Annotated in this window: 24 protein-coding genes; 6 read left to right on the forward strand and 18 right to left on the reverse strand. The window is 40.7% G+C overall.

Translation table 11 applies throughout. The annotated features are described in order from the left end of the window. Window positions 1-48 precede the first annotated feature (48 nt). On the reverse strand, window positions 49-963 hold the full coding sequence (locus ABOA58_RS25225) for a L,D-transpeptidase family protein (RefSeq protein ID WP_350300471.1): 915 nt from the start codon (window positions 961-963) through the stop codon (window positions 49-51). A gap of 105 nt (window positions 964-1,068) precedes the next feature. Then, a complete protein-coding gene (gene yutH, locus ABOA58_RS25230) occupies window positions 1,069-2,070 on the reverse strand; it encodes a spore coat putative kinase YutH (RefSeq protein ID WP_350300472.1) in 1,002 nt (333 codons plus the stop codon). 206 nt (window positions 2,071-2,276) lie between these two features. Here yutH and ABOA58_RS25235 point away from each other — a divergent pair, with 206 nt between their 5' ends. Next, the gene (locus ABOA58_RS25235) at window positions 2,277-2,774 is read left to right on the forward strand and encodes a phosphatidylglycerophosphatase A family protein (protein WP_063234039.1); all 498 of its coding nucleotides are present in this window, start codon (window positions 2,277-2,279) and stop codon (window positions 2,772-2,774) included. Between the two features lie 46 nt (window positions 2,775-2,820). Here the strand turns inward: ABOA58_RS25235 and ABOA58_RS25240 are convergent, their stop codons facing one another. Together ABOA58_RS25240 and ABOA58_RS25245 are read right to left on the reverse strand one after the other, a co-directional pair. Further along, the gene (locus ABOA58_RS25240; RefSeq protein WP_241592726.1) at window positions 2,821-3,588 is read right to left on the reverse strand and encodes a TIGR01457 family HAD-type hydrolase; all 768 of its coding nucleotides are present in this window, start codon (window positions 3,586-3,588) and stop codon (window positions 2,821-2,823) included. A 23-nt stretch (window positions 3,589-3,611) separates the two neighbouring features. Further along, complete coding sequence (locus ABOA58_RS25245) at window positions 3,612-4,049, reverse strand: DUF86 domain-containing protein (RefSeq protein ID WP_101223642.1); 438 nt, start codon at window positions 4,047-4,049, stop codon at window positions 3,612-3,614. A 427-nt stretch (window positions 4,050-4,476) separates the two neighbouring features. Between ABOA58_RS25245 and ABOA58_RS25250 the strand changes: the two genes are divergently transcribed. Next, the gene (locus tag ABOA58_RS25250; RefSeq protein WP_098371475.1) at window positions 4,477-4,743 is read left to right on the forward strand and encodes a DUF3055 domain-containing protein; all 267 of its coding nucleotides are present in this window, start codon (window positions 4,477-4,479) and stop codon (window positions 4,741-4,743) included. A 72-nt stretch (window positions 4,744-4,815) separates the two neighbouring features. Further along, on the forward strand, window positions 4,816-5,103 hold the full coding sequence (locus ABOA58_RS25255) for a cytosolic protein (RefSeq protein WP_286197464.1): 288 nt from the start codon (window positions 4,816-4,818) through the stop codon (window positions 5,101-5,103). Between the two features lie 30 nt (window positions 5,104-5,133). On the opposite strand, the gene ABOA58_RS25260 is transcribed toward ABOA58_RS25255, so the two are convergent. After that, window positions 5,134-5,409 carry a YutD family protein gene (locus tag ABOA58_RS25260; protein WP_350300473.1) on the reverse strand — a complete coding sequence of 92 codons (276 nt, stop codon included), beginning with the start codon at window positions 5,407-5,409 and terminating at the stop codon, window positions 5,134-5,136. Between the two features lie 113 nt (window positions 5,410-5,522). Between ABOA58_RS25260 and ABOA58_RS25265 the strand changes: the two genes are divergently transcribed. Next, window positions 5,523-6,185 (forward strand): YhcN/YlaJ family sporulation lipoprotein, encoded by a 663-nt coding sequence (locus ABOA58_RS25265; RefSeq protein WP_350300474.1) that lies wholly within the window; start codon window positions 5,523-5,525, stop codon window positions 6,183-6,185. 38 nt (window positions 6,186-6,223) lie between these two features. Here the strand turns inward: ABOA58_RS25265 and lipA are convergent, their stop codons facing one another. Beyond that, the gene (gene lipA, locus ABOA58_RS25270; protein WP_063234033.1) at window positions 6,224-7,138 is read right to left on the reverse strand and encodes a lipoyl synthase; all 915 of its coding nucleotides are present in this window, start codon (window positions 7,136-7,138) and stop codon (window positions 6,224-6,226) included. A 187-nt stretch (window positions 7,139-7,325) separates the two neighbouring features. Between lipA and ABOA58_RS25275 the strand changes: the two genes are divergently transcribed. Together ABOA58_RS25275 and yunB are read left to right on the forward strand one after the other, a co-directional pair. Next, the gene (locus ABOA58_RS25275; protein WP_434547754.1) at window positions 7,326-8,318 is read left to right on the forward strand and encodes a M23 family metallopeptidase; all 993 of its coding nucleotides are present in this window, start codon (window positions 7,326-7,328) and stop codon (window positions 8,316-8,318) included. An 86-nt stretch (window positions 8,319-8,404) separates the two neighbouring features. Beyond that, entirely contained in the window at window positions 8,405-9,154 is a 750-nt protein-coding gene (gene yunB, locus ABOA58_RS25280) for a sporulation protein YunB (RefSeq protein ID WP_101223646.1), read from the forward strand. Between the two features lie 22 nt (window positions 9,155-9,176). Here the strand turns inward: yunB and ABOA58_RS25285 are convergent, their stop codons facing one another. The 12 genes from ABOA58_RS25285 to sufC form a co-directional block, all read right to left on the reverse strand. After that, window positions 9,177-10,274: an HD-GYP domain-containing protein gene (locus ABOA58_RS25285; RefSeq protein WP_350300475.1), complete on the reverse strand. Its 1,098-nt coding sequence runs from the start codon at window positions 10,272-10,274 to the stop codon at window positions 9,177-9,179. A 175-nt stretch (window positions 10,275-10,449) separates the two neighbouring features. Next, window positions 10,450-10,752, reverse strand: a complete 303-nt coding sequence (locus ABOA58_RS25290) for a YunC family protein (protein ID WP_034310161.1) — start codon at window positions 10,750-10,752, stop codon at window positions 10,450-10,452. A 61-nt stretch (window positions 10,753-10,813) separates the two neighbouring features. Continuing rightward, window positions 10,814-12,199 carry a bifunctional metallophosphatase/5'-nucleotidase gene (locus ABOA58_RS25295; protein ID WP_350300476.1) on the reverse strand — a complete coding sequence of 462 codons (1,386 nt, stop codon included), beginning with the start codon at window positions 12,197-12,199 and terminating at the stop codon, window positions 10,814-10,816. Between the two features lie 16 nt (window positions 12,200-12,215). Continuing rightward, window positions 12,216-13,043 (reverse strand): sulfite exporter TauE/SafE family protein, encoded by an 828-nt coding sequence (locus ABOA58_RS25300; protein ID WP_350300477.1) that lies wholly within the window; start codon window positions 13,041-13,043, stop codon window positions 12,216-12,218. A gap of 84 nt (window positions 13,044-13,127) precedes the next feature. Continuing rightward, on the reverse strand, window positions 13,128-13,976 hold the full coding sequence (locus tag ABOA58_RS25305; protein WP_350300478.1) for a DUF72 domain-containing protein: 849 nt from the start codon (window positions 13,974-13,976) through the stop codon (window positions 13,128-13,130). A gap of 349 nt (window positions 13,977-14,325) precedes the next feature. After that, window positions 14,326-14,892: a hypothetical protein gene (locus ABOA58_RS25310; RefSeq protein ID WP_350300479.1), complete on the reverse strand. Its 567-nt coding sequence runs from the start codon at window positions 14,890-14,892 to the stop codon at window positions 14,326-14,328. A gap of 17 nt (window positions 14,893-14,909) precedes the next feature. Next, entirely contained in the window at window positions 14,910-15,104 is a 195-nt protein-coding gene (locus tag ABOA58_RS25315) for a hypothetical protein (protein WP_350300480.1), read from the reverse strand. 392 nt (window positions 15,105-15,496) lie between these two features. Beyond that, window positions 15,497-16,894: a Fe-S cluster assembly protein SufB gene (sufB, locus tag ABOA58_RS25320; RefSeq protein WP_053536753.1), complete on the reverse strand. Its 1,398-nt coding sequence runs from the start codon at window positions 16,892-16,894 to the stop codon at window positions 15,497-15,499. A gap of 55 nt (window positions 16,895-16,949) precedes the next feature. Next, window positions 16,950-17,378, reverse strand: coding sequence for a Fe-S cluster assembly sulfur transfer protein SufU (gene sufU / locus ABOA58_RS25325; RefSeq protein ID WP_034310148.1), 429 nt, complete (start codon window positions 17,376-17,378; stop codon window positions 16,950-16,952). Continuing rightward, the gene (locus ABOA58_RS25330) at window positions 17,368-18,597 is read right to left on the reverse strand and encodes a cysteine desulfurase (RefSeq protein ID WP_350300481.1); all 1,230 of its coding nucleotides are present in this window, start codon (window positions 18,595-18,597) and stop codon (window positions 17,368-17,370) included. Before ABOA58_RS25330 ends, sufU begins: the two co-directional genes overlap by 11 nt. After that, on the reverse strand, window positions 18,597-19,898 hold the full coding sequence (gene sufD, locus ABOA58_RS25335; protein ID WP_034310144.1) for a Fe-S cluster assembly protein SufD: 1,302 nt from the start codon (window positions 19,896-19,898) through the stop codon (window positions 18,597-18,599). Before sufD ends, ABOA58_RS25330 begins: the two co-directional genes overlap by 1 nt. 15 nt (window positions 19,899-19,913) lie before the next feature. Beyond that, a complete protein-coding gene (sufC, locus tag ABOA58_RS25340; protein ID WP_148358289.1) occupies window positions 19,914-20,699 on the reverse strand; it encodes a Fe-S cluster assembly ATPase SufC in 786 nt (261 codons plus the stop codon). Window positions 20,700-21,027: the final 328 nt, after the last annotated feature.

A 21,027-nucleotide genomic window follows, 5' to 3' on the forward strand; every position in this document is an offset into this window, starting at 1 on the left:
AAGAACGGGTAAAGCTGATTTTTTTATGGGAAACCATTTTGATGATTATTATTTAACGCTCTTCAATGAATCATTTGTACCCATTACAATATGTGGTTTTTGCACGGGATCCATCCATTTCAGTAAACTGAGGACATTCTTTTCAGCTGTGGCTGTACATCCCGCCGTCGGCTTTGTATCTCCTCTCCATACATGAAGAAAGATTGCACTGCCTTTTCCTTTTATGATGGGATTCGTATTATAATTGATGACCGCGCCATACTTATAGAGTTCATGATTCATCCTTTCGAAAGACTTCCATTTAACTGCAGGATTTCCTTTATAGGTTTTCCACTTGTTATAATCCTTGGATGTCTGATCATCAATCCAGTAGTCATATTTGGTCGTTTTCTTATAACTCATTTTCATTCCGGCTGGCTTCGTTCCACTTCCAAAGGACGTACCGAATGAATAAATTCCAACCGGGGATTTTCCATCACCCTCTTTTTTGCTCTTCGTGAAGCCGTTCTTCCCAATGACACCCTCCATCTTCTTCAATGCCCGGCGCCATTCCCCTTGTTTCTTTTCATACGTTTGGATCGTGACCTTTGTATCACTCATCACTTTTCCTGTCACCGATACAACTTGGTTAACGCCTTTTCTACTATCGAATTTCTTTAGAAGGGCTTTTTCACTGGTACCGAAAACCTCTTTAGCATCTGCCACATTGATATATGCTGTCTTTTTAGAGTGACAGACCTTATACCAGTTCCCAGTTCTTCCACTTGTCGATAATTCTTTGTTTTTCTTATAAGTTATTAATGTTTTGCTTGCAGCCGACGCTTTTTCCTTCACATCCGCAGCAGACTTCATGACAATCTTGAATTGATTTGCTTCGCAACTTGTTTTCGTTTCAGCTTTTGCAAGATTTGTCATTTGGATGATTAAAAGGGCTAAAAGGGCGGCCATCATCAATCTTTTCATGGTCCCATCCTTCCATAGCGATTAAATATCTAATTATTCTAAAAAATCTTGTTATCATCATAACATAGTAAGTTAGGATGAATCATATTTCTTTCCCGTTTTTATCTAAATCCAGTCAATTTTAGGCAAATCATATTGCTTGGCCGGGACCTCTGCCAATTCATAAAAATGTTTGAGGAAGGATTCATATTGTTGGGAGGATTTCGTTATTGAAGATATTTTATCCTCCAACTCATTCGACCTTGATTCCGTCGTTTTTGAAAAATACTCTTCCACAGTTTCAAAATAATGAATGGGAAACAGCATCCTCGAATATAACAACCGGGCTGAAAAGCTGGAGAAATGTTCTATGGATTGATATTCGTGAAAGAATTGGCCGATGCCCCGTTGATGGGTATGAACATTTTGAAAATAGTGTTCCCTCACCCATTCCGCGACATCCCTGGTTCCGTGGTCGAATACCCAATCGAACGGATTTTTCATCCACTTATTGCTTTTCCAGGTATCATGTAAAAAACGTTCATAACAAACCGTTCCACTATCGACAATTTGCGGGGTATCATCAATTTCCGTGTCGACTAAATATTGAATCGCATTTTCACCTAGGACCATATAATAGGGAAAGGTTTCTATGAATAATTTTTCAAACTGGTTATCAGGATGGGCGTTGAGCTTATCCCGCCAAATCTTTTCTAACTGATCGATCCTTTGTTCCCAGAGTTCTTTCCATTTTCCGATCCTTGAGCATGTTCGAATCGTTTCATTAATATTTCTCCCCCGCTGATGAAATCTTGCCAGACGTCGTCCTGGGTTGAAATTTTTCGGACCTTCCAATGCCTGATTGGCAAGAAGGATGAATAATTGTTCATCCGCTTCCGAAACATAACTTCCATGATTGGCAAGGACAAAGGCGGATACGTGACGATCTCCTTGAGAAATCAGATGTTGAGACATTTTATACCGTTCCACTAATTCCTCCTGCTCCATATTTTCAATGGGAACGATGCTGTAAACCATATTTCCTGAACGGAAGCTTGGAAACCTGCTATTGGCTTCTTCAAGCTCCACCTTTATGCCATAATTATTAAAAATGATTTCTTCTATCATGGAATGGCCCCCTTCATCAAATGGATATAATAGAAATATTGGACATCATATACTTATATATATGTGGAATAACCCGTTTTCTGAATGATTATCGAAACCTTATTAGAAATTCGGATCAAAACATCCTTCATGGGTTTTCATTTTAATTAGATCAAACTACCTGCATTAGAACTATCCCTTTAAAATATAGAGAAATGGGTGATGACATGGCTAATATTGAACAATCAATGTCTGAAAAAACGGCTCGAAGATGGCTAATTGAACGAGGAGTGAAATTGGAGGATATCGCTGAGCTTGTCATGTATTTACAATCTGGCTACCATGAAAATCTCCAAATGTCCGATTGCCTTCACAATGTCGAACGGGTCCTTTCAAAACGCGAGGTCCAAAATGCCATCCTTACCGGCATTCAGTTGGATATTCTAGCTGAGAAAAAACTGCTCGAGGAGCCTCTGCTGAGCATAATTGAAATAGATGAGGGCCTATATGGGGTCGATGAAATATTGGCTTTTTCAATTGTGAATGTATATGGATCAATCGGCTTTACCAATTATGGTTTCATCGATAAACAAAAGCCGGGGATCTTAAAATATCTAAACGATAAAAGCACTGGTAAGGTGAACACCTTTTTAGATGATATCGTTGGGGCGATTGCAGCTGCCGCTTCAAGCCGGCTTGCCCATAGAACCGAAAATGCAGAATAAAACGACATGAAAAAAAACAGGCCTGCAATCGCAGGCCTGTTTTTTTTCATTCGAAACGCCATAAGTCGAGAGTGTCCACCACATGCGTAGGCTGCTCCTTATATTGCTTTAGGCGTTCTTTTGTCGTCACGCCAGTATGTACAAGCAGTGTATCGATCCCTGCATTAATGCCGGCAAGGATATCCGTATCATAGTTATCGCCAACCATGATTGTCTCTTCTTTAGGTACCCCTAATACTCTTAGTGCTTGCTCCACTATGACGGATTCAGGTTTTCCAATGAAAATCGGCTGTACCTGAGTCGAAACGGAAACAACGGAGGTCAAGGAACCATTCCCAGGCAAAAGGCCTTGCTCAGTAGGAATGGCAATATCACCATTGGTCGAAATGAAAACAGCACCATTTCTAACAGCAAGACAGGCTTTTGACAACTTTTCATAATTGACGCCGCGATCGATGCCCATTACCAGAAAATCTGGATGCTCTTCGACAAGCTTCATTCCTTTTTCCTTAAGAGCCTCGATGATGCCTTCTTCACCCACCACATAGACCGATGCATCCTTCTTTTGTTCGGCTATGTAATTGGCAGTGGCCATGCTTGTCGTGAAAACCTGTTCATCCTCTGTTGAGATGCCGATGCTTCTTAACTTATCCGCTACTTGTGCCGGAGTCCGGGATGAATTATTGGTGACGAATAAATAAGGGATATCCCTTTTCCTTAGGTCATTAATAAACCCTGCCGCTTCCGCAATTTGTTCAGTTCCGCGATACATGGTGCCATCTAAGTCAATTAAATATCCTTTATACGACTTCATTTGAATTCGCCTTCCTAACGCTGCTAGTTTTTAAAAGCTGATACAGGTCCCAATTCATTTGTTAAATAGTTCCTCACCAAATCAGGGAATTGCTTGAATGCCTCGATATTTTCCGAAAATACGGCATGCAGTTCTTTGTGATTCACTTCAATGAAGTCTTGAACCAGCATTTTCCTTAATGGCAAAACCTTTTTGAATTGTATCGCTTTTTCTTCTGAAATCACTTTTTCATCTTGAAGGATATCGATAATATCTTCATAACTTCCTGGATCACGCATAATGAAACCATCAATTACCGCATTTCCTACATCCAACACGGAATCGATGGAAGTTTGTATCAGCCTTTCTGCGATAAGTTCCGAAAGGTCTCCATCCCAATTATCATGCCCTTCAAAAAGTCCAAGCTGCTTTTCAAGAAAACCTAATATTTGTTCAATTTTTTGGCGGTCTACAAAGTACATTATTTCCAGATCCTTTCTGATCTAAGATGATATAGGGAATCATTGGTTGAATGATCGGCATAGGTAAAACCCTGTGCCGAACCAACCTTATTCATTGATAATACCATAGCTTCTCCCTTCCTCTCAATTCCTTCAACCACAACCATTGCACCATCCAATTACTAACAGGAGCGCTGACTTACACATTGCCTTTTCTACAGGGGGGCATTTTTCGACGTCCACTCCAAGAAAACCAATTCATGATCCCATTTATATTCTTAACCATTTTCATTTAATCGATGAACGCAATGATTGCTGGAGATTCATAAAGCATCATGAGGAGGGATTAATTTCTCCAGCCAGCAGACCAGAAAAATGTCTGTTCCCCTATTGAAGTCACTTTGTTATGATGGAACTACAAATGTGAAGATAAGAAGGGAATGAGACTATGGAAGATCGTTTTTATTTATACAATGACGTCGTTGATTCAAAAACCCGGTTCATAAGCTTCATGGGAGAGGAATCGAGATTCGATCTGGCCATTACGACTACCGATCGGTTTTATGGAAAGAAGCTTGTTTTGAATATGCAGAGTAACCGTTTTGCGATAATTGGGCCTGATGATTTAGAAGAGGAAGGCTATCTTGAGCATGCCTTTCAGTTGTCAGAAGCGGAAGCCGAGGAACTACGTCACTTTTTAATGGAAATCGTCTGAGTGCTGAAGTTTTTTATCTTAAACGGGAAAACCTACTGAATGTAAGATCGATTACATGAGGGGGGGATTATCTTGGACAAAGAAGAATACCACGATTTTTCCAATGTCGAAAAACAGAGGGATTATTTAATTCCTGAAGAATTTCCCGAAGGACCTTTTGGATCACCCATTGCAAAAGATGCACCAGTCCAGAATAAAAACACACCGTGGCAGGAAGGGCAACGATATCAAAGTGCCTTCAATTATGAAAATAAATCGTTGCACGAAGGCTTACCTCGACAATATCCTGGTGCTCATCCGACACATGATGATCCAGAAAAAGATGAACAGCCTCCATATAAAGGATATGGTAACTCTTAACATGGAAGGCCAGAGTAGATTCTGGCCTTTTTATTTCTTTACTTTCTTCACGACGAAATAAGGACAGCCAAAATTGCAGTATTCATATAAATATTCACTAAGCGTGCTTATTTTCGTATCGAAGGTCGCTTTCTGATTGGAATCATCAAAAAATCCACGCAGCCTCAATTGCCCGTAACCCCAATCCCCCACTATATAATCATACTTCGTTAAAATCTCACTGTATCTGGCTTTAAACGCTTCTTCGTTATAGCCTTCCCTTTCATCCTCAATTATTTCATAGGTCATGTTATTGATGTTAATCATTGTTTTCACCTCTCATATATACATTCCTTCTTTAAATTATAACTGATTCCCCATCAATTACTAAGCGAAAAATAGAGAAATATGTTCATCCTAAAGTTACGGGGGTGTTATTGATGAAAAAAACGATAATAACGATAGGTTTAAGCTCGATTATTGCACTAACTGGATGTGCTGATAATGAAGATGATCAGGGGCTCGGTGCAAAAAACAATGCAGGCAACCCAACAAACGTAAATAATCCAACTCAATATTATGATGAGGATTATCGTAATAATGACAACAAAAGTGATGATTTTGGATTTACCCGCACCAATAGTGCAACCATTGACGGCCGTAACATTTCCAACAAAGCTGCTTCCATTGACCGTGAACAACTTTCTGATGTCATTTCTAAATTGAGTGTTCAGATTCCAAATGTCAATGACGCCGCTACACTCGTTACTGATGAGGAAGTACTTGTCGTATATGATACCAATAACAAGGATCGGACGGAAACCGCCGACCAAGTTAAACGAACTGCCATGTCCGTCGTGCCTCGCTACTATCATGTCTACGTCAGTGATGATTATCAAAACCTTGCCCAAGATGTCGAGAATTTCGCTACAGTGAAATCCGGCAGCAAAGGTATTGACTATACGATCGAACAAACGATCAAAAGAATGCTGAAATCGCCTCAAGGGTACAAAATGAGTGACGCAGAAAATGAAAATGGAGAAATGGTTAACGATAAAAGAGATCATCATGATAACATCCATCAAAAAATGGATAACCGTTGAATAAAAAAGGACCGAATTTTTCGGTCCTTTATTTCACTCTATTTCAATAATTCTTCACCTTTGTTTTGCTTATGTTTAGCCGCAGCATTAACCTGTTCATCCGCATGGTAGGATGAACGGACAAGCGGACCGGATTCACAATGGCTGAAGCCTTTTTCCAATGCACGTTCTTTCAGTTCGGCAAATTCCTCAGGCGTGTAGTATTTCAGCACCTTTAAATGCTTTTTAGTCGGCTGTAAATACTGGCCGATTGTCATGATATCGACATTATTAGCCCTTAGGTCATCCATGGTCTCGAGTATTTCCTCCCGCGTTTCACCAAGACCTACCATTAAACTGGATTTTGTCGGGATTTCCGGATACAGTTCCTTTGCTCTTCTTAAAAGCTCCAAAGAACGTTCGTACTTGGCCTGAGCCCGTACACGGTCGGATAAACTTCTGACAGTCTCTATATTATGGTTCAGGATATCTGGTTTAGCATCCATCAAAGTCTTGATATTTTCAAACACCCCGCCCATATCAGACGGTAATACTTCAATAGAAGTAAATGGATTTTTGCGACGGATTGCACGGACTGTTTCAGCGAAAACTTCAGCGCCTCCATCCTTTAAATCATCACGGGCAACAGCTGTAATGACGACATGCTTTAAATTCATCAAAACAACGGAATCGGCAACACGCTCAGGTTCAGCCCAGTCCAATTCATTCGGACGTCCGGTTGTAACAGCACAAAAACGGCATGCCCTTGTACAGATTTCACCTAAGATCATGAAAGTAGCCGTTCTTCTCACTGCCCAGCATTCGTGAATATTCGGACATTTTGCCTCTTCACAGACTGTATGAAGATTTTTCTCGCGCATCATATTTTTTAAACCGAGGTAATTTTCGTTAGTATTAAGCTTTATTTTCAACCAATCTGGTTTACGAAGAATTTCTTTATTTGTAGAAGACATGAAAATGCCACTCCATTCTATAGAAATTAACACACCCTACTTTAACAATAAAAAAGCATTTATACAAGTTATAGTTGGTTTCCCATTATTTATTTTTCATGTTTATAGCTAAATCAGCAAAACTATAAACGATGGATGGACTGATGTATTTTAATTACGGAGAATGTCATGAAAGGAGCCTGCCCCGTTGAAAAAATTATTCCTTCTTACGATAACTTGTTTGTTAATTTTGAATAGTGCACCAGGCCAAGTGGCTGATGCTGCCGATACCCCAGATGCTTATCCCGGGAGAATGGAGCTATATAAAAATATGGAGGCTACTCTCCAAATCCCGTGGTATTACCTTGCTGGAGCTGATCAATATGAGCATAGCCTCAGGGCTGCACGAAGGGACTTAGAGCCGGCAAAGGGTTTAATAGGCATCCACATCGAGCCTTCAAAGTGGAGCGGGGCCCTCAATCCTGACTTAAACGACGTGAACCCGCTCACGATCACATTTTTTGATGGATTGGGCCAGGATGGCAATGGTGATGGCAAAGCTGATATCAATAATGATACCGATCGATTGTATGCTTTTTCGAAGCATCTCCAATCTTATGGCGCAGATGAAGATAATATCCGGATCGGCTTGTGGGATTATTATAAACGAGATAAAGCAGTCAGCATCATTATCGGCAATGCCGAGATTTATAAGAAATATGGCCGGTTGGATTTACATGAAAAGGCCTTCCCTGTTCCAGTACGGACTCATTATACGTACTTGAATACATGGGGAAGCGCTCGTGGATGGGGCGGAAGGAGAATCCATGAGGGCACTGATATTTTTGCCGATTATAGCCTTCCCGTTCGTTCCACCAGCTATGGAATCATCGAGATGAAAGGCTGGAATAAATTTGGCGGTTGGAGGATAGGGATACGGGATTTAAATAATACCTATCATTACTTTGCCCATTTAAGCGGCTTTGCCAAAGGGTTGAAAGTCGGACAAATCGTCGAGCCCGGACAAGTCATCGGAGGTGTCGGCAGTACAGGTTACGGTCCTCCAGGAACTTCGGGAAAATTCCCACCGCATCTTCATTACGGGATGTACAAAGACAATGGAATCACAGAATGGAGCTTTGACCCTTACCCCTATTTAAGATTGTGGGAAAGGAAAGATTTAGCTAAAAAACGAAAGTGAGCGGCGTAAATTTTACGCTGCTTTTTTTTGATTTCAACATAAACCCCTAAACTTGATGCATAGGTATTAGTAAAGGGGGCTAAAGCGTGTTCCGAAAAAGATTTCGACCGAAGAAATTCCGAAAAAAGGGGCCTCTTCCCACCAGGAAAGTATTTCTCTATTCATTTATCCTGTTCATCATATCAAGCATCATGACTCTTTGGTACGTGGACAAATCAATCGAACCCGTGATCATGAGTGTAGCCGAATATGAAATCAAACGGATTGCAACGGAAACGATTCATGAATCGGTTGATGAGAATATAGCCAAGGTTGATATGAACAAAATCATCACCAACAATAAGGGTGGTAAGGACTCCAGTTCCTCCTATAGCTTCAATCCGGTCATATACAGTGAATTGCGGGCTAACATAACGAAGGACATTCAAAAGAAACTTGGCATCAAACAGGGAAACCCTTTTAAAACAGGTTCAGCAAAAATAAATGATGAACAATATAAAAGTGTGGTCTATTATATACCATTTGGTGTTGTAACCGGGAATAATCTCCTTTCCAATTACGGACCAGAAATCCCAGTGAAAATGTCAGTCATCGGGAATGTTGAATCGGATTTGAGGACAAAACTGACAAACGCAGGCATCAATAATGTTTATTATGAATTGATTGTGGATTTTGATGTCAATATTCAAATCGTCATCCCCTCTTTCACGAAGGAGACCAAGGTGAGTCAGGAAGTGACAGTCGGAAGTCTGCTGATCGAGGGTGATGTTCCAAGTTATTTTAGTAATGGAAACGGTTCGGTGGCACCTGCGATCATGAAGGAAAACAAGGAATGACAAAACCAGCTTATCCTTGAAGTTAGGCTGGTTCTTGTATATTGAGACATTTCATGATAAGCAAATGCAGGTTTTTATTTAAGTCCACTTCATAGGGCTCTTTTATCTGCTCCCCATCTTCTTCCAGTATCCTTATCATGGGGCGGTCTCCAATCCCCTCATTTTGAGCGGATACTATTCCTTTCCTACCATCATTCAATTCTACTGATAGACCATTAGGATAAATGGCAACCGCCCTGCGGAAAGCCTCGATGATCGTATTGTCGAACTTTTTCCCGACTCCGGCATAAAGGACTTCCAAACCCTGATGCGGCAGCATGGCTTTACGGTAAACCCGATTGGAAGTCACGGCATCAAACACATCGGCAACGGCAATGATCTTGCCGAAATAATGGATTTCATCCCCCTTTATCCCACGGGGATATCCAGAGCCATCTAACCTTTCATGATGCTGATAGGCACAATTCGCAACTAAAAGTGAAACGGTATGAACATTTTTGATTAGATGAAATCCGTAATCGGCATGTTTTTGGATTTGTTCAAACTCCTTTTCCGTCAGTTTGCCGGGTTTACGGAGGATTTCCAAAGGCACGAGCATTTTGCCGACATCATGTAAAATCGCCCCCAGCCCAAGAATTTCGAGATTCTTATTATTGATATTCAATTCCATCCCGATCGCCAGGGTATATAAGGTCACATTGAAGGAATGCGTAAAGATATAGTCATCGTATGTATAAACGTCGGCCAATAAAGTCATTAACTCTTTATTCCTTTTCAGCTCGTCCATGATGTTCCGGACTATTTGAGTGAACTTGACGTTAGCCTGCTCTATCGTGAATGATCCATCAAAGTTCATTTTGTTTTTCATGTCCAGGAAAGTGGTTTCAATCGTATTAATGGCTTCTCTTCTAAGTTTCCCGGACACTGGGGGCATTGGAATGATATCATCCGTCCTGGAATCTTGAATGTAAACAAAGGGTATATTAAGGGACACCAGTCGATTGATCATTTTCTGCGTTAATGTAAGACCCTCGCACAATAGCACATGGCCCCGCTCATTATAGATGTTTTTACCGAGCCTTGCTCCAGGGCTTAGGGACTTTGTAATAGCTAGCCTCATACCTGTACCCCATCTCCCCATTCAATATTTGTAAATCAAACCGTTTCTTTCCTTTATAAAGATTATCGGAAAAAATTTTGATAAATGAATCTGTTTGAATATATTTATTGAAAAAATATCAGCATTTGCATATAAATAAATAAGGCCCCCTTCTGAAAAAAGAAAGCCCGCTTTTTCAAATCATTTTGATTAATGCCTCTTTACCAATCATTCCTGGATGAATGCCCTTTTCCACAGCCTCCCAGGTAACCGATTCAAGCGGCGCTTCCAATAACTCTTCAATCGATTTAACTCCTGTGGCCCTCCCTGCAAGGATTTTACGATCTCTCAATTTATCGTTCAGCAGTCCAACATCTAACGCACCGCACATTATATACCCTTTTTCGGACGCGACAGCAAGTAAATTCGTTTTCGGCAGTCGGACAGAAATGGCTAGGAATGTATGATTATCAAGAATTATTGGGATCATGTTAATCAATTGGTTTCGCCCCTTCCTTCCCCATACTTTATGAAAAAAAGGGCAAAACCGTGATTTCGTATCAGGGGTTAGTGTGTATTTTTTTCAGCTTCCATAAAAGGATATCCCGTAAGAATTCCGGCAGTAAGTATTCCTTGCGATTGGAGCGATGGATACTTGGAAAGAAGTGCCCGAACGTGAACATATCAGGTATTGCCAATTTATAGGACTTATCCGCCTGCAGTTTCTCTCCTTTTATAAGGATCCCTTTTACGATTCCATTCTCCATTTCGTTAAATTCAATTTGATCATAATGCATGACTCCCATGATTTTTCCGCGGAAACCGAAACCTTTCACCTGAATATGAGGCCACTCTTCATTTCTCGATTGCATTAAGATTTCCTTTAATTCATTCCCATCGACTTCAACGACGCAAGGATTGATGGGATGTGGGCAGATTCTGTGAATATCCCCTTTTGTGACAGGTCCCTTCGGAAGCCCCTCGAGCAGAAGACCTGCATTCAAAAAGGAACAATCCGCCTGACTCCACTCCCTTAGGGCCTCCCCAAGGATTTCCGTCAAAGGACTTCGTTTGAACCAATCATTATCCAGTGCCATCGGTAAGTCCACAGCAACCTGTTTTAGCGTTTCCCCCCCGGCCTGGTATATCTCTTCAATCCATGACCGTTCATTCTCCAATTCCCAAAAGTCATTGGTATCATAAAGAATGGCTCTCTTCTGGCTAATTTTCTTTTCCTGATTGACGGTCATTTCCACCTGCCCAACAAAGAAGCCATATTTCCCTGCACCGCAAAGGAGTGTGTCATTGATCAATTTACCTTGGTGGAGGATGTGGTGGGTATGCGCGCCAAGTATGATGTCAATCTCCGGAAAGTCCTCTGCCATCCTCTCATCATCATGGATGCCCAGGTGGGAAAGGATGATGATTACATCCGCCTCTGTTTTGACCCTTTCAAGCTGTGCCTTTAACTCCACGAATGGTTCTGTTATTTCCCAGCCCATCGCAGAGTAAAACTTTTGAAAAAAGGCTGTCAAACCTATCATCGCGATCTTGGTGCCTTTTACCGTTGTATGTATCCAATATGGCAGCGCCCATTCCGGCCTTTCATTATCACCGTAATAAATATTGGCTGCCAAGACCTTGAACCTTGCATGATCATATAAGGAGTCCAACGCATCATGAGGTAAAGTGATCCCTTCATTATTGCCGATGGTCACATATTGGTAGCCCGCTTCATTAAGCAGTTCAATATTTCCTTTACCCAACGTACCTTCTGTATATGGGTGCCAGCGGTCCACATGATCGCCTATATCCAGTATGATCGCTTCTTCTCCCGTTTCTTGATGAAGTTGTCTTCTTTCTTTAAGAAACTTATCAATACGAGGCCAATTCTCAAAATGACTATGGAGATCATTGGTGTGATATAAATGAATGATTTCTGACATCATTTTCCCTCCTCGTTTATCCTGTAATGCCTTGGTATATAAGACGTAAACCAATGATTATCAGCACTATTTTCAACATATTTTCCAGCGACGCACTCTTTAGGCGCGTATTGATGAATGCGCCCAATTTAGCACCGAACCATGCACCCGGAATCAGGGCAAAAGCATATGGCCAATTTACATTTCCAAGGGAAATATGGGTAATCGAATTAGTGATGGATGATAAAAATACCATGAACATCGAAGTCGCTACAGCCATATGCGGAGGGAAGAAGAAAAGAAGCATCATGACGGGAACCATCAAGGCCCCACCGCCAATTCCAAATAATCCGGAGCTGAATCCCACGACAAAGGAAATCAATACAGCTAACACGGGGTGATAACCATAAGAAAATGAATGTCCATTTTCAGTTTCATACGTTTTCACTATTTTCCCTTTTCCAGGCTTGAAAAGCATTGGCTTCAAACGATTTTTCACTAATAGCACAATGGCCATGAAAACCATGAAAATACCAAAGTACAATGAAAAAGCTTCGGCGTTAAGGTTTTTATTCACATATGCCCCCATTATTCCACCAGGCGCACTGCCAATAAAAAAGATTAAGCCGGCCTTATAATCCACCACTTTATGTTTTAAATAAGATAAAGTCGAAGATAAGCCGGTAAAAATCATGATTACGGTTGAAACACCAACGGCGACCTGTGGAGTCAGCTCATCGATAATATTTGTAGATGTACCTAAATATAAAAGGGAAGGCACAATGATGATGCCGCCGCCCAGACCGACAAGAGCGCCGATTGATCCCGCTAATAATCCAATACCCACTAATACTAACCATACCATGTAGAAATCCGCCTTTACCTGTTTGTGAGGATATAACCTCTACTAGTTGTCACAATATCTCTTTATTTAATTATATATATCCTCTTAAAACAAACCAAGCTGCTTAGGAGCCAGTCCTTCATATTCTATACCAAGCAGCTCAATCATTTGTTTGGCATTATCAGCGGCATCTCCGCCTGAATTATTATTGAACAGGATATATATATCCTTGGATTCCTTTTCCAATATCCTGATTTTCTCCACCCATTCAGTCAATTCCTGCTGATTATATCGATATAAGTACCTGACCTCACGCCAATTATCACCCGAAGAAGGCCTTTGCCAACCATGCAGGTTACGGCCATGAAAGCGTACCAGGGTTTTATCTTTATCCATGGCCTGCAGAACGACAGGAATGGATCCCTCTCCAGCCTGCGGCTCATCGCATACAGTATGGATCCAGCCTTCCTTTTCGATAAAATCCAAAGTTTGCTGAACTACGTTGGGCCTGTACCAGCTTTGATTCCGGAACTCTATGGCAACTGGAATATCGCCCATTTCAGCTTTGCACCATCGCAGGTAATTGACATTTTCACGTTTACAATCAAACCATGGTGGAAACTGAAATAAGACCATCGCGAGCTTTCCGGACTTCTGATAAGCTTCCAGAGAGTCGCAAAATGCCTTGAACATTTCCTTCTTACTTTCAAATGGAATTTCCCCACGTTGATGTCCCGTCATCCCCTGATAAGCTTTAACGACAAATTGAAAGGATGCAGGCGTCTCGGACACCCACTTTTCACTATTCCGTTTTGGCTGAACCGCATAAAACGAAGCATCTACCTCCACAACAGGAAAATGGGCTCCATACTCTTTCAATTTATCACGCTGGGACACACCGCCATCATACAAACTATCATGATCGCCCCAACCAGTCACCCCAACATAAATCATCTGTATCATCCCCTTTTGGACAGGCTTCCCATACTATATTTTTACCCTGTATAATCGCATATACACTTGGTGTAATACCGAAAAACATCACTTCAAAAACTAAAGAACCTGCCAAGTCTCCCCGGCAGGCTTTTATATGAATGGTTATGCTATATTCGACTAATAGGCATGCCACCCGGTCATTCTTCGATGGAGCCTTCCGTATCGAGGTTGATCGATTGAAGCTTACAATCTTTTAAGGCTTTATTTTTAGTCTAATGATAATACTCTTTTCAGGATGCATCAAGTTTTATGAATTATGCTCCATATGGCACAATTTCTAAGTGTTGACCAATAAAGATAAAATGCTTCATCCTAGCCTATTGTATTTCACTAAATTTTCCAGGTAGAATTGAAAATAATAATCATGTATATTCTCTTCAAACTCTGCCGTTCCATGGAACAGCTTCGCCCCCACTATTAACGAATTAAGATATCCATCCAGATAATCACATCTAGCTTTCACCTTACTTTCAGAAACATAATGTCCATCTTTACTTTCAAGAACAATATCGATTCTCCTGCCTTCATGTTCATCGATAATCATTTGATTATAATTTTGATCAAGCCAGTTTTTTTTCATTTTACTTTTTTTAAGTGGGTAGCGTCGATTGTCCTGCCGTTGTTCTTCATGAAATTTTAGTTCATGAGGCAGGAAAACTTTTTTCAACACATCACTATCACATATTTTGAGGCAAAGAAATATCTTCTCATAATCAAAATGCTCATCCCTTGGCAAATCAAGAATTTCCGCTTTACTGAATTCCACTGCCTTAAACTTTTGCTTCACCCTAGTTACAATCTCTTCTTTATTAAAAACCAAGTGTTGTTTATTTTTTAAGTACTTTTTATAAATCTCCTCGTAATTAAAATTCATAACACTCCCCCCATCATTTAACAGGTCCCCCCATAAAAAGCATGAGCATTTGGTGTTTTTTTATAGGGATGCCAATGCAAATAATAACCTTTTTTAGGTTTACCACCCATCTTATCCACTTCTGCAAAAGGCTTACCTGAAGGATTAGCGCCTTGTGCTACACCTTGTGCTTGATTACTTGAGACTGACCATGTATCTTTTTTAGATTTCATTTTTTTGTAAAATTAACCAAAATCCAAGTACTTTAAGTTTATATTTTCTACAATAAATATTCAATTGGCATTATTAATGTATTAATTACATAAAAACAACAATTAATATTCAAAGAAAATATATAATTTTATAAAAAATAGCAACAAAGCTCTTATTCATATATTTCTAAGTGAAGTTAAGCGGACTCGAACATCTACGGTTCCTTAATATGTGTAGGACTTAGTACTAAAATAATTGAATTTACTTCAAGCATGCTTTTAAATATAGCGAACAAAATAAAAGAAGACGAACAATAAAGTTCGTCTTCTTTACTAGAAGGTAATCTGAATCTGCACCAATGGTACACTTCAAAATTACCTGGTTTAATTTTTCATCAACATCTTACAGCTTATTATCCGATGGAGCCTTCCATTTCGAACTTGATCAGACGGTTCATTTCAACCGCATATTCCATTGGAAGTTCTTTTGTAAATGGTTCGATGAAGCCCATTACGATCATTTCCGTTGCTTCTTGCTCAGAAATTCCGCGGCTCATCAAGTAGAACAATTGTTCTTCAGATACTTTGGAAACCTTCGCTTCGTGTTCAAGGGAAATGTTATCATTCAAGATTTCATTGTAAGGGATCGTATCAGATGTAGACTGATTATCCATGATTAATGTATCACATTCAATGTTGGAACGAGCTCCATCCGCTTTACGTCCGAAATGAACGATACCACGGTATGTTACTTTACCGCCCTGTTTAGAAATTGATTTTGATACAATCGTTGAAGATGTATTTGGCGCTAGGTGAATCATTTTCGCTCCAGCGTCTTGGTGTTGGCCTTTGCCGGCAATGGCAATCGATAATGTCATACCGCGAGCGCCTTCACCTTTTAAGATGACAGCAGGATATTTCATTGTCAATTTGGAACCGATGTTACCATCAATCCATTCCATTGTTGCGTTAGCGTCACAAACCGCACGTTTCGTAACCAGGTTAAACACGTTGTTTGCCCAGTTTTGGATCGTCGTGTAACGGCAGTAAGCATCTTTCTTGATGACGATTTCAACAACCGCACTATGAAGGGAGTTAGTTGTATAAACAGGAGCTGTACAACCTTCTACATAGTGAACGGATGCGCCTTCATCAACAATGATTAGCGTACGTTCGAATTGCCCCATGTTTTCAGAGTTGATCCGGAAATAAGCTTGAAGCGGAGTATCCACTTTAACGCCTTTCGGTACATAGATGAATGATCCACCTGACCAAACTGCCGAGTTCAATGCCGAGAATTTATTGTCAGTAGGCGGGATCGTTTTTCCAAAATGCTCACGGAAGATATCTTCATTTTCACGAAGTGCTGAGTCCGTATCTTTAAACACGATACCCAAGTCTTCCAATTCCACTTTCATGCTATGGTAAACCACTTCAGATTCATATTGGGCAGATACACCGGCAAGGTATTTTTGTTCGGCTTCAGGAATTCCCAATTTATCAAAAGTCTGTTTGATTTCATCAGGAACTTCATCCCAAGACTTCTCTGATTTCTCTGATGGCTTAACATAGTATGTGATTTCATCAAAGTTCAGGCTCTGCATGTCGCCGCCCCATTGAGGCATTGGCATGTTGTAAAAATGCTCCAATGATTTCAAACGGAAATCAAGCATCCATTGCGGTTCATCCTTCATTCGAGAGATTTCTTCCACGATTTCTTTTGTCAGACCACGCTTTGAACGGAAGATGGAAACATCTTTATCCGCAAAGCCATATTTATAATCGCCGATATCAGGCATTTTCTTTGCCATAGCTCGTATTCCTCCATTTCAAATGGCTGAATTACAACAGCTCATTTTAATTTAATTATTCCTTCAATCCCTTTTCCATGGCTTTCCAAGCTAGGGTAGCACACTTGATTCGGGCAGGAAATTTAGAAACACCCTGAAGGGCTTCAATATCCCCAAGGTCCATCTCATCGTCGTATTCTTTTCCCTGAATCATTAAGGAAAAAGTCTCGGACATCGCTAGAGCAGTATCAACGTCTTTGCCCTTAATGGCTTGCGTCATCATGGAAGCCGAACTCATGGATATCGAACAACCATCACCATCGAATTTAACATCGCTGACCTTGCCATCTTCAATCTTCATCGTTAAACGAATCCGATCGCCGCAAGTTGGATTATTCATATCGATTGTCATGCTTCCATCTTCTAGCATGCCCTTATTACGCGGTTTCTTATAGTGATCCATAATGACTTGACGGTAAAGTGTATCAAGGTTATCAAAAGACATTACTGAAATACTCCTTCGTTTTAACAAGCCCGGACACAAGCTTATCAATATCTTCTTCCGTGTTATATAGATAGAAACTTGCTCTTGCTGTCGCTGATACGTCAAGCCATTTCATTAATGGCTGTGCGCAGTGGTGACCGGCACGGACAGCAATTCCATCTGCATCAAGAACGGTAGCGACATCATGTGGATGTACGTCATCAATATTAAAGGTAATTACACCAGCACGCTTTTCTGCATCTTTAGGACCATAAATGGTCAGCCCTTCAATTGCTGACATTTTCTCCATTGCATAAGCGGCGAGCTTATGTTCATGCCGTTCAATATTATCCAAACCGATTTCCTCCAAGAAATCAATGGCAGCCCCCATGCCGATGGCGCCGGCGATGATTGGGGTACCGCCTTCGAATTTCCACGGGAGTTCTTTCCATGTAGACTCATACAAACCTACAAAATCAATCATCTCTCCGCCGAATTCGATCGGTTCCATTTTTTCTAGAAGATCTTTCTTGCCATATAGTGCGCCGATGCCTGTTGGACCGACCATTTTATGACCTGAGAAGGCAAAGAAATCACAATCCAAATCACGGACATCCACTTTTAGATGCGGCGTGCTTTGTGCCCCGTCGACTACCATTACAGCATTGTGATCATGGGCAATTTGGGCGATTTCCTTCACAGGATTGATAACGCCAAGCACATTCGAAACCTGCATGATGGACACGATTTTCGTTGCTTCCGTAATTGTAGCCCTCGCATCGTCAACGGAAATCGTACCATCCTCCTGAAGCGGAATATACTTCAATACAGCGCCTTTTTCTTTGGCAAGCTGCTGCCACGGAATGATATTACTGTGATGCTCCATGTAAGAGATGACGATTTCGTCACCCTCTTTAATATTTGCACCACCGTAACTTCTTGCTACAGTATTTAAAGCAGTCGTTGTGCCTCTAGTAAAGATGATTTCTTCTGTAGAAGAAGCATTAATGAATTTACGTACCTTTTCACGAGCACCTTCATACGCATCCGTAGCTTTTGTTCCTAGTGTATGCACCCCGCGGTGAACATTCGAGTTATAGCCGCGGTAATATTGCTCAATCGCTTCAATCACTGCAGCCGGTTTTTGAGAGGTTGCAGCACTATCTAAATAAACTAATGGCTGACCATTGACTTCTTGATCTAATATTGGAAAAAGCTTACGAATTTCGTATGGGTTCATTACTGTACTTTCCTTTCAATGACCGCTACTAATTGTTTTTTGACTCCCTCAATTGGAAGCTCGTTAACAACAGGGGCCAAGAATCCGTGAATGACAAGTCTTTCTGCTTCTTTTTTTGTAATACCACGGCTCATTAAATAATACAGTTGAAGCGGGTCGACACGGCCGACGGAAGCAGCATGACCAGCCGTTACATCATCTTCATCGATCAAGAGGATCGGATTGGCGTCTCCGCGTGCTTTTTCACTTAACATCAATACGCGTGACTCTTGTTCGGCATTGGCCTTTGTAGCACCATACTCTATTTTCCCAATTCCATTAAAAATGGAGGATGCGGATTCTTTCATGACACCGTGCTTAAGGATATAACCCTCAGAGCGTTTGCCATAATGAATGATGGCAGTCGTGAAGTTCTGCTTTTGTTCCCCGCGTCCGACTACAACGGTTTTTGTATCACCGTGAGAGCCATCGCCCATTAGATATGTTGTATTATCTGAAATCGTATTTCCGTCGTTCATCAGGCCAAGCGCCCACTCAATACGTGCGTCACGTCCTGCCACTCCACGGCGGTTAACATATGTCGTGAAGCCTTTAGAAAGGGTATCGACCGCACCATATTGGACTTTGGCATTCGCATTTGCAAATACTTCAGTTACGATGTTGGCAACACCTTCGTTAGACTCAACGGTTGAGAAATAGTTCTCTACATATGTGACAGAGCTATTATCTTCAGCTACGATCAAGACATGGTTGAAAAGTGTAGTATCTGGATTATCCAAAAGGAATACCGATTGAATCGGCTCTTTGATTTCTACATTTTTCGGAACATAAAGGAATGCTCCCCCATTAACTAATGCAGCATGAAGTGCTGTTAAACGATGCTCATCTATTTTAACGCCGTCTTTCATAAAATATTTTTGCACGAGCTCAGCATGATCACGAGCCGCTGATAAAATATCCGTAAAAATGACGCCTTGTTCTTTCACATTTGCTGACAGATTGATATGTGCCGGCGTATTATTGCGTTGGATGTATAAGTTTTCATTTTCTTCAATGATGGACTTAATTTCTTCCGGAAGCTCCTCTAAAGAGGCAAAAGCTTCACTCTCAACCGTATGAGTTTGGAAAGAAGTGAAATTCCATTTATCGATTTTCGTTTTATCCGGCTTTGGCATCGGGAGCTTTTCTAATTCAGAAAACGCTTGAATCCGAAGCTCGGATAGCCAAGCTGGATCATTATTTTTAGTTGAATAGGAGCTTATATCCTCTTGTTCAAACGGTAATTTCGTTTCTGTAGTCATTGCAAATCCTCCTACTTACGCTTCTTCGCCAACAGTTTCGTCTTCAATGCCCAATTCTTGTTTAATCCAGTCATAACCTTCCGCTTCCAAGCGGGCAGCAAGTTCAGGACCGCCTGATTTTACGACACGTCCTTGCATCATTACATGTACAAAATCAGGAGTGATGTAATTTAATAGACGTTGGTAGTGAGTGATGATCAAGCATCCAAAGTCTTCTCCGCGCATTTCGTTGATTCCTTTTGAAACGACTTTAAGTGCATCGATATCTAGACCTGAATCAATCTCATCCAAGATTGCAATTTTAGGTTGGATCATCATTAATTGAAGAATCTCGTTGCGTTTTTTCTCTCCGCCTGAGAAACCTTCATTCAAATAGCGTTGCGCCATATCTTCATCCATTTCAAGGAATTCCATTTTTTTGTCCATTTGACGGATGAATTTCATCAATGAAATTTCATCGCCTTCTTCACGGCGTGCGTTAATGGAAGAACGTAAGAAGTCTGCGTTTGTAACACCGCTGATTTCACTTGGATATTGCATAGCTAGGAATAGACCGACACGAGCGCGCTCGTCTACTTCCATCTCCAAAACATCTTCACCATCGAATGTGATGCTTCCGCTAGTTACCTCATATTTAGGGTGACCCATGATTGCTGATGATAAAGTGGATTTACCAGTTCCATTTGGTCCCATGATCGCATGGATTTCTCCACCTTTAACTTCAAGGTTTACCCCTTTTAAAATCTCTTTGCCTTCAATTGATACGTGAAGATCTTTAACCGTTAATGTAGAAGCTGACATAATAATACCTCCGTGAACTAATTCCAATTTTATTACCAGAAAGTAAAGATTACTTTCATTACTATAATTTACGTAAAAGCATTCTCACTTTATTCTCATTCCAATTTTATAACAAATCCAATTTGGAATCAACTAAATAGATAGGGGTTTCCACTTCGGCCATGTTAAAAACCTGTCCTATTCTTACAATACTAACAGATATGGCCTGTTTACTGCATATTCATACTTATTTTAGCTTTTGTTAAAATTATCTTATTATTCGGCAAATCTTCGTCCTTATTAATATATGTTCAAAGAATTTGATTGCAAGGTATGAACGTTCCGCTTT

This window comes from Peribacillus frigoritolerans (genome assembly GCF_040250305.1).
GTDB lineage: Bacteria > Bacillota > Bacilli > Bacillales > DSM-1321 > Peribacillus.

Coding starts and splice junctions, on each gene's coding strand:
- ABOA58_RS25225 (WP_350300471.1), bottom strand. CDS start 963: ATGAAAAGATTGATGATGGCCGCCCTTTTAGCCCTTTTAATCATCCAA.
- yutH (WP_350300472.1), bottom strand. CDS start 2,070: ATGATAGAAGAAATCATTTTTAATAATTATGGCATAAAGGTGGAGCTT.
- ABOA58_RS25235 (WP_063234039.1), top strand. CDS start 2,277: ATGGCTAATATTGAACAATCAATGTCTGAAAAAACGGCTCGAAGATGG.
- ABOA58_RS25240 (WP_241592726.1), bottom strand. CDS start 3,588: ATGAAGTCGTATAAAGGATATTTAATTGACTTAGATGGCACCATGTAT.
- ABOA58_RS25245 (WP_101223642.1), bottom strand. CDS start 4,049: ATGTACTTTGTAGACCGCCAAAAAATTGAACAAATATTAGGTTTTCTT.
- ABOA58_RS25250 (WP_098371475.1), top strand. CDS start 4,477: ATGGAAGATCGTTTTTATTTATACAATGACGTCGTTGATTCAAAAACC.
- ABOA58_RS25260 (WP_350300473.1), bottom strand. CDS start 5,409: ATGATTAACATCAATAACATGACCTATGAAATAATTGAGGATGAAAGG.
- ABOA58_RS25265 (WP_350300474.1), top strand. CDS start 5,523: ATGAAAAAAACGATAATAACGATAGGTTTAAGCTCGATTATTGCACTA.
- lipA (WP_063234033.1), bottom strand. CDS start 7,138: ATGTCTTCTACAAATAAAGAAATTCTTCGTAAACCAGATTGGTTGAAA.
- ABOA58_RS25285 (WP_350300475.1), bottom strand. CDS start 10,274: ATGAGGCTAGCTATTACAAAGTCCCTAAGCCCTGGAGCAAGGCTCGGT.
- ABOA58_RS25295 (WP_350300476.1), bottom strand. CDS start 12,199: ATGTCAGAAATCATTCATTTATATCACACCAATGATCTCCATAGTCAT.
- ABOA58_RS25300 (WP_350300477.1), bottom strand. CDS start 13,043: ATGGTATGGTTAGTATTAGTGGGTATTGGATTATTAGCGGGATCAATC.
- ABOA58_RS25305 (WP_350300478.1), bottom strand. CDS start 13,976: ATGATTTATGTTGGGGTGACTGGTTGGGGCGATCATGATAGTTTGTAT.
- ABOA58_RS25310 (WP_350300479.1), bottom strand. CDS start 14,892: ATGAATTTTAATTACGAGGAGATTTATAAAAAGTACTTAAAAAATAAA.
- ABOA58_RS25315 (WP_350300480.1), bottom strand. CDS start 15,104: ATGAAATCTAAAAAAGATACATGGTCAGTCTCAAGTAATCAAGCACAA.
- sufB (WP_053536753.1), bottom strand. CDS start 16,894: ATGGCAAAGAAAATGCCTGATATCGGCGATTATAAATATGGCTTTGCG.
- sufU (WP_034310148.1), bottom strand. CDS start 17,378: ATGTCTTTTGATAACCTTGATACACTTTACCGTCAAGTCATTATGGAT.
- ABOA58_RS25330 (WP_350300481.1), bottom strand. CDS start 18,597: ATGAACCCATACGAAATTCGTAAGCTTTTTCCAATATTAGATCAAGAA.
- sufD (WP_034310144.1), bottom strand. CDS start 19,898: ATGACTACAGAAACGAAATTACCGTTTGAACAAGAGGATATAAGCTCC.
- sufC (WP_148358289.1), bottom strand. CDS start 20,699: ATGTCAGCTTCTACATTAACGGTTAAAGATCTTCACGTATCAATTGAA.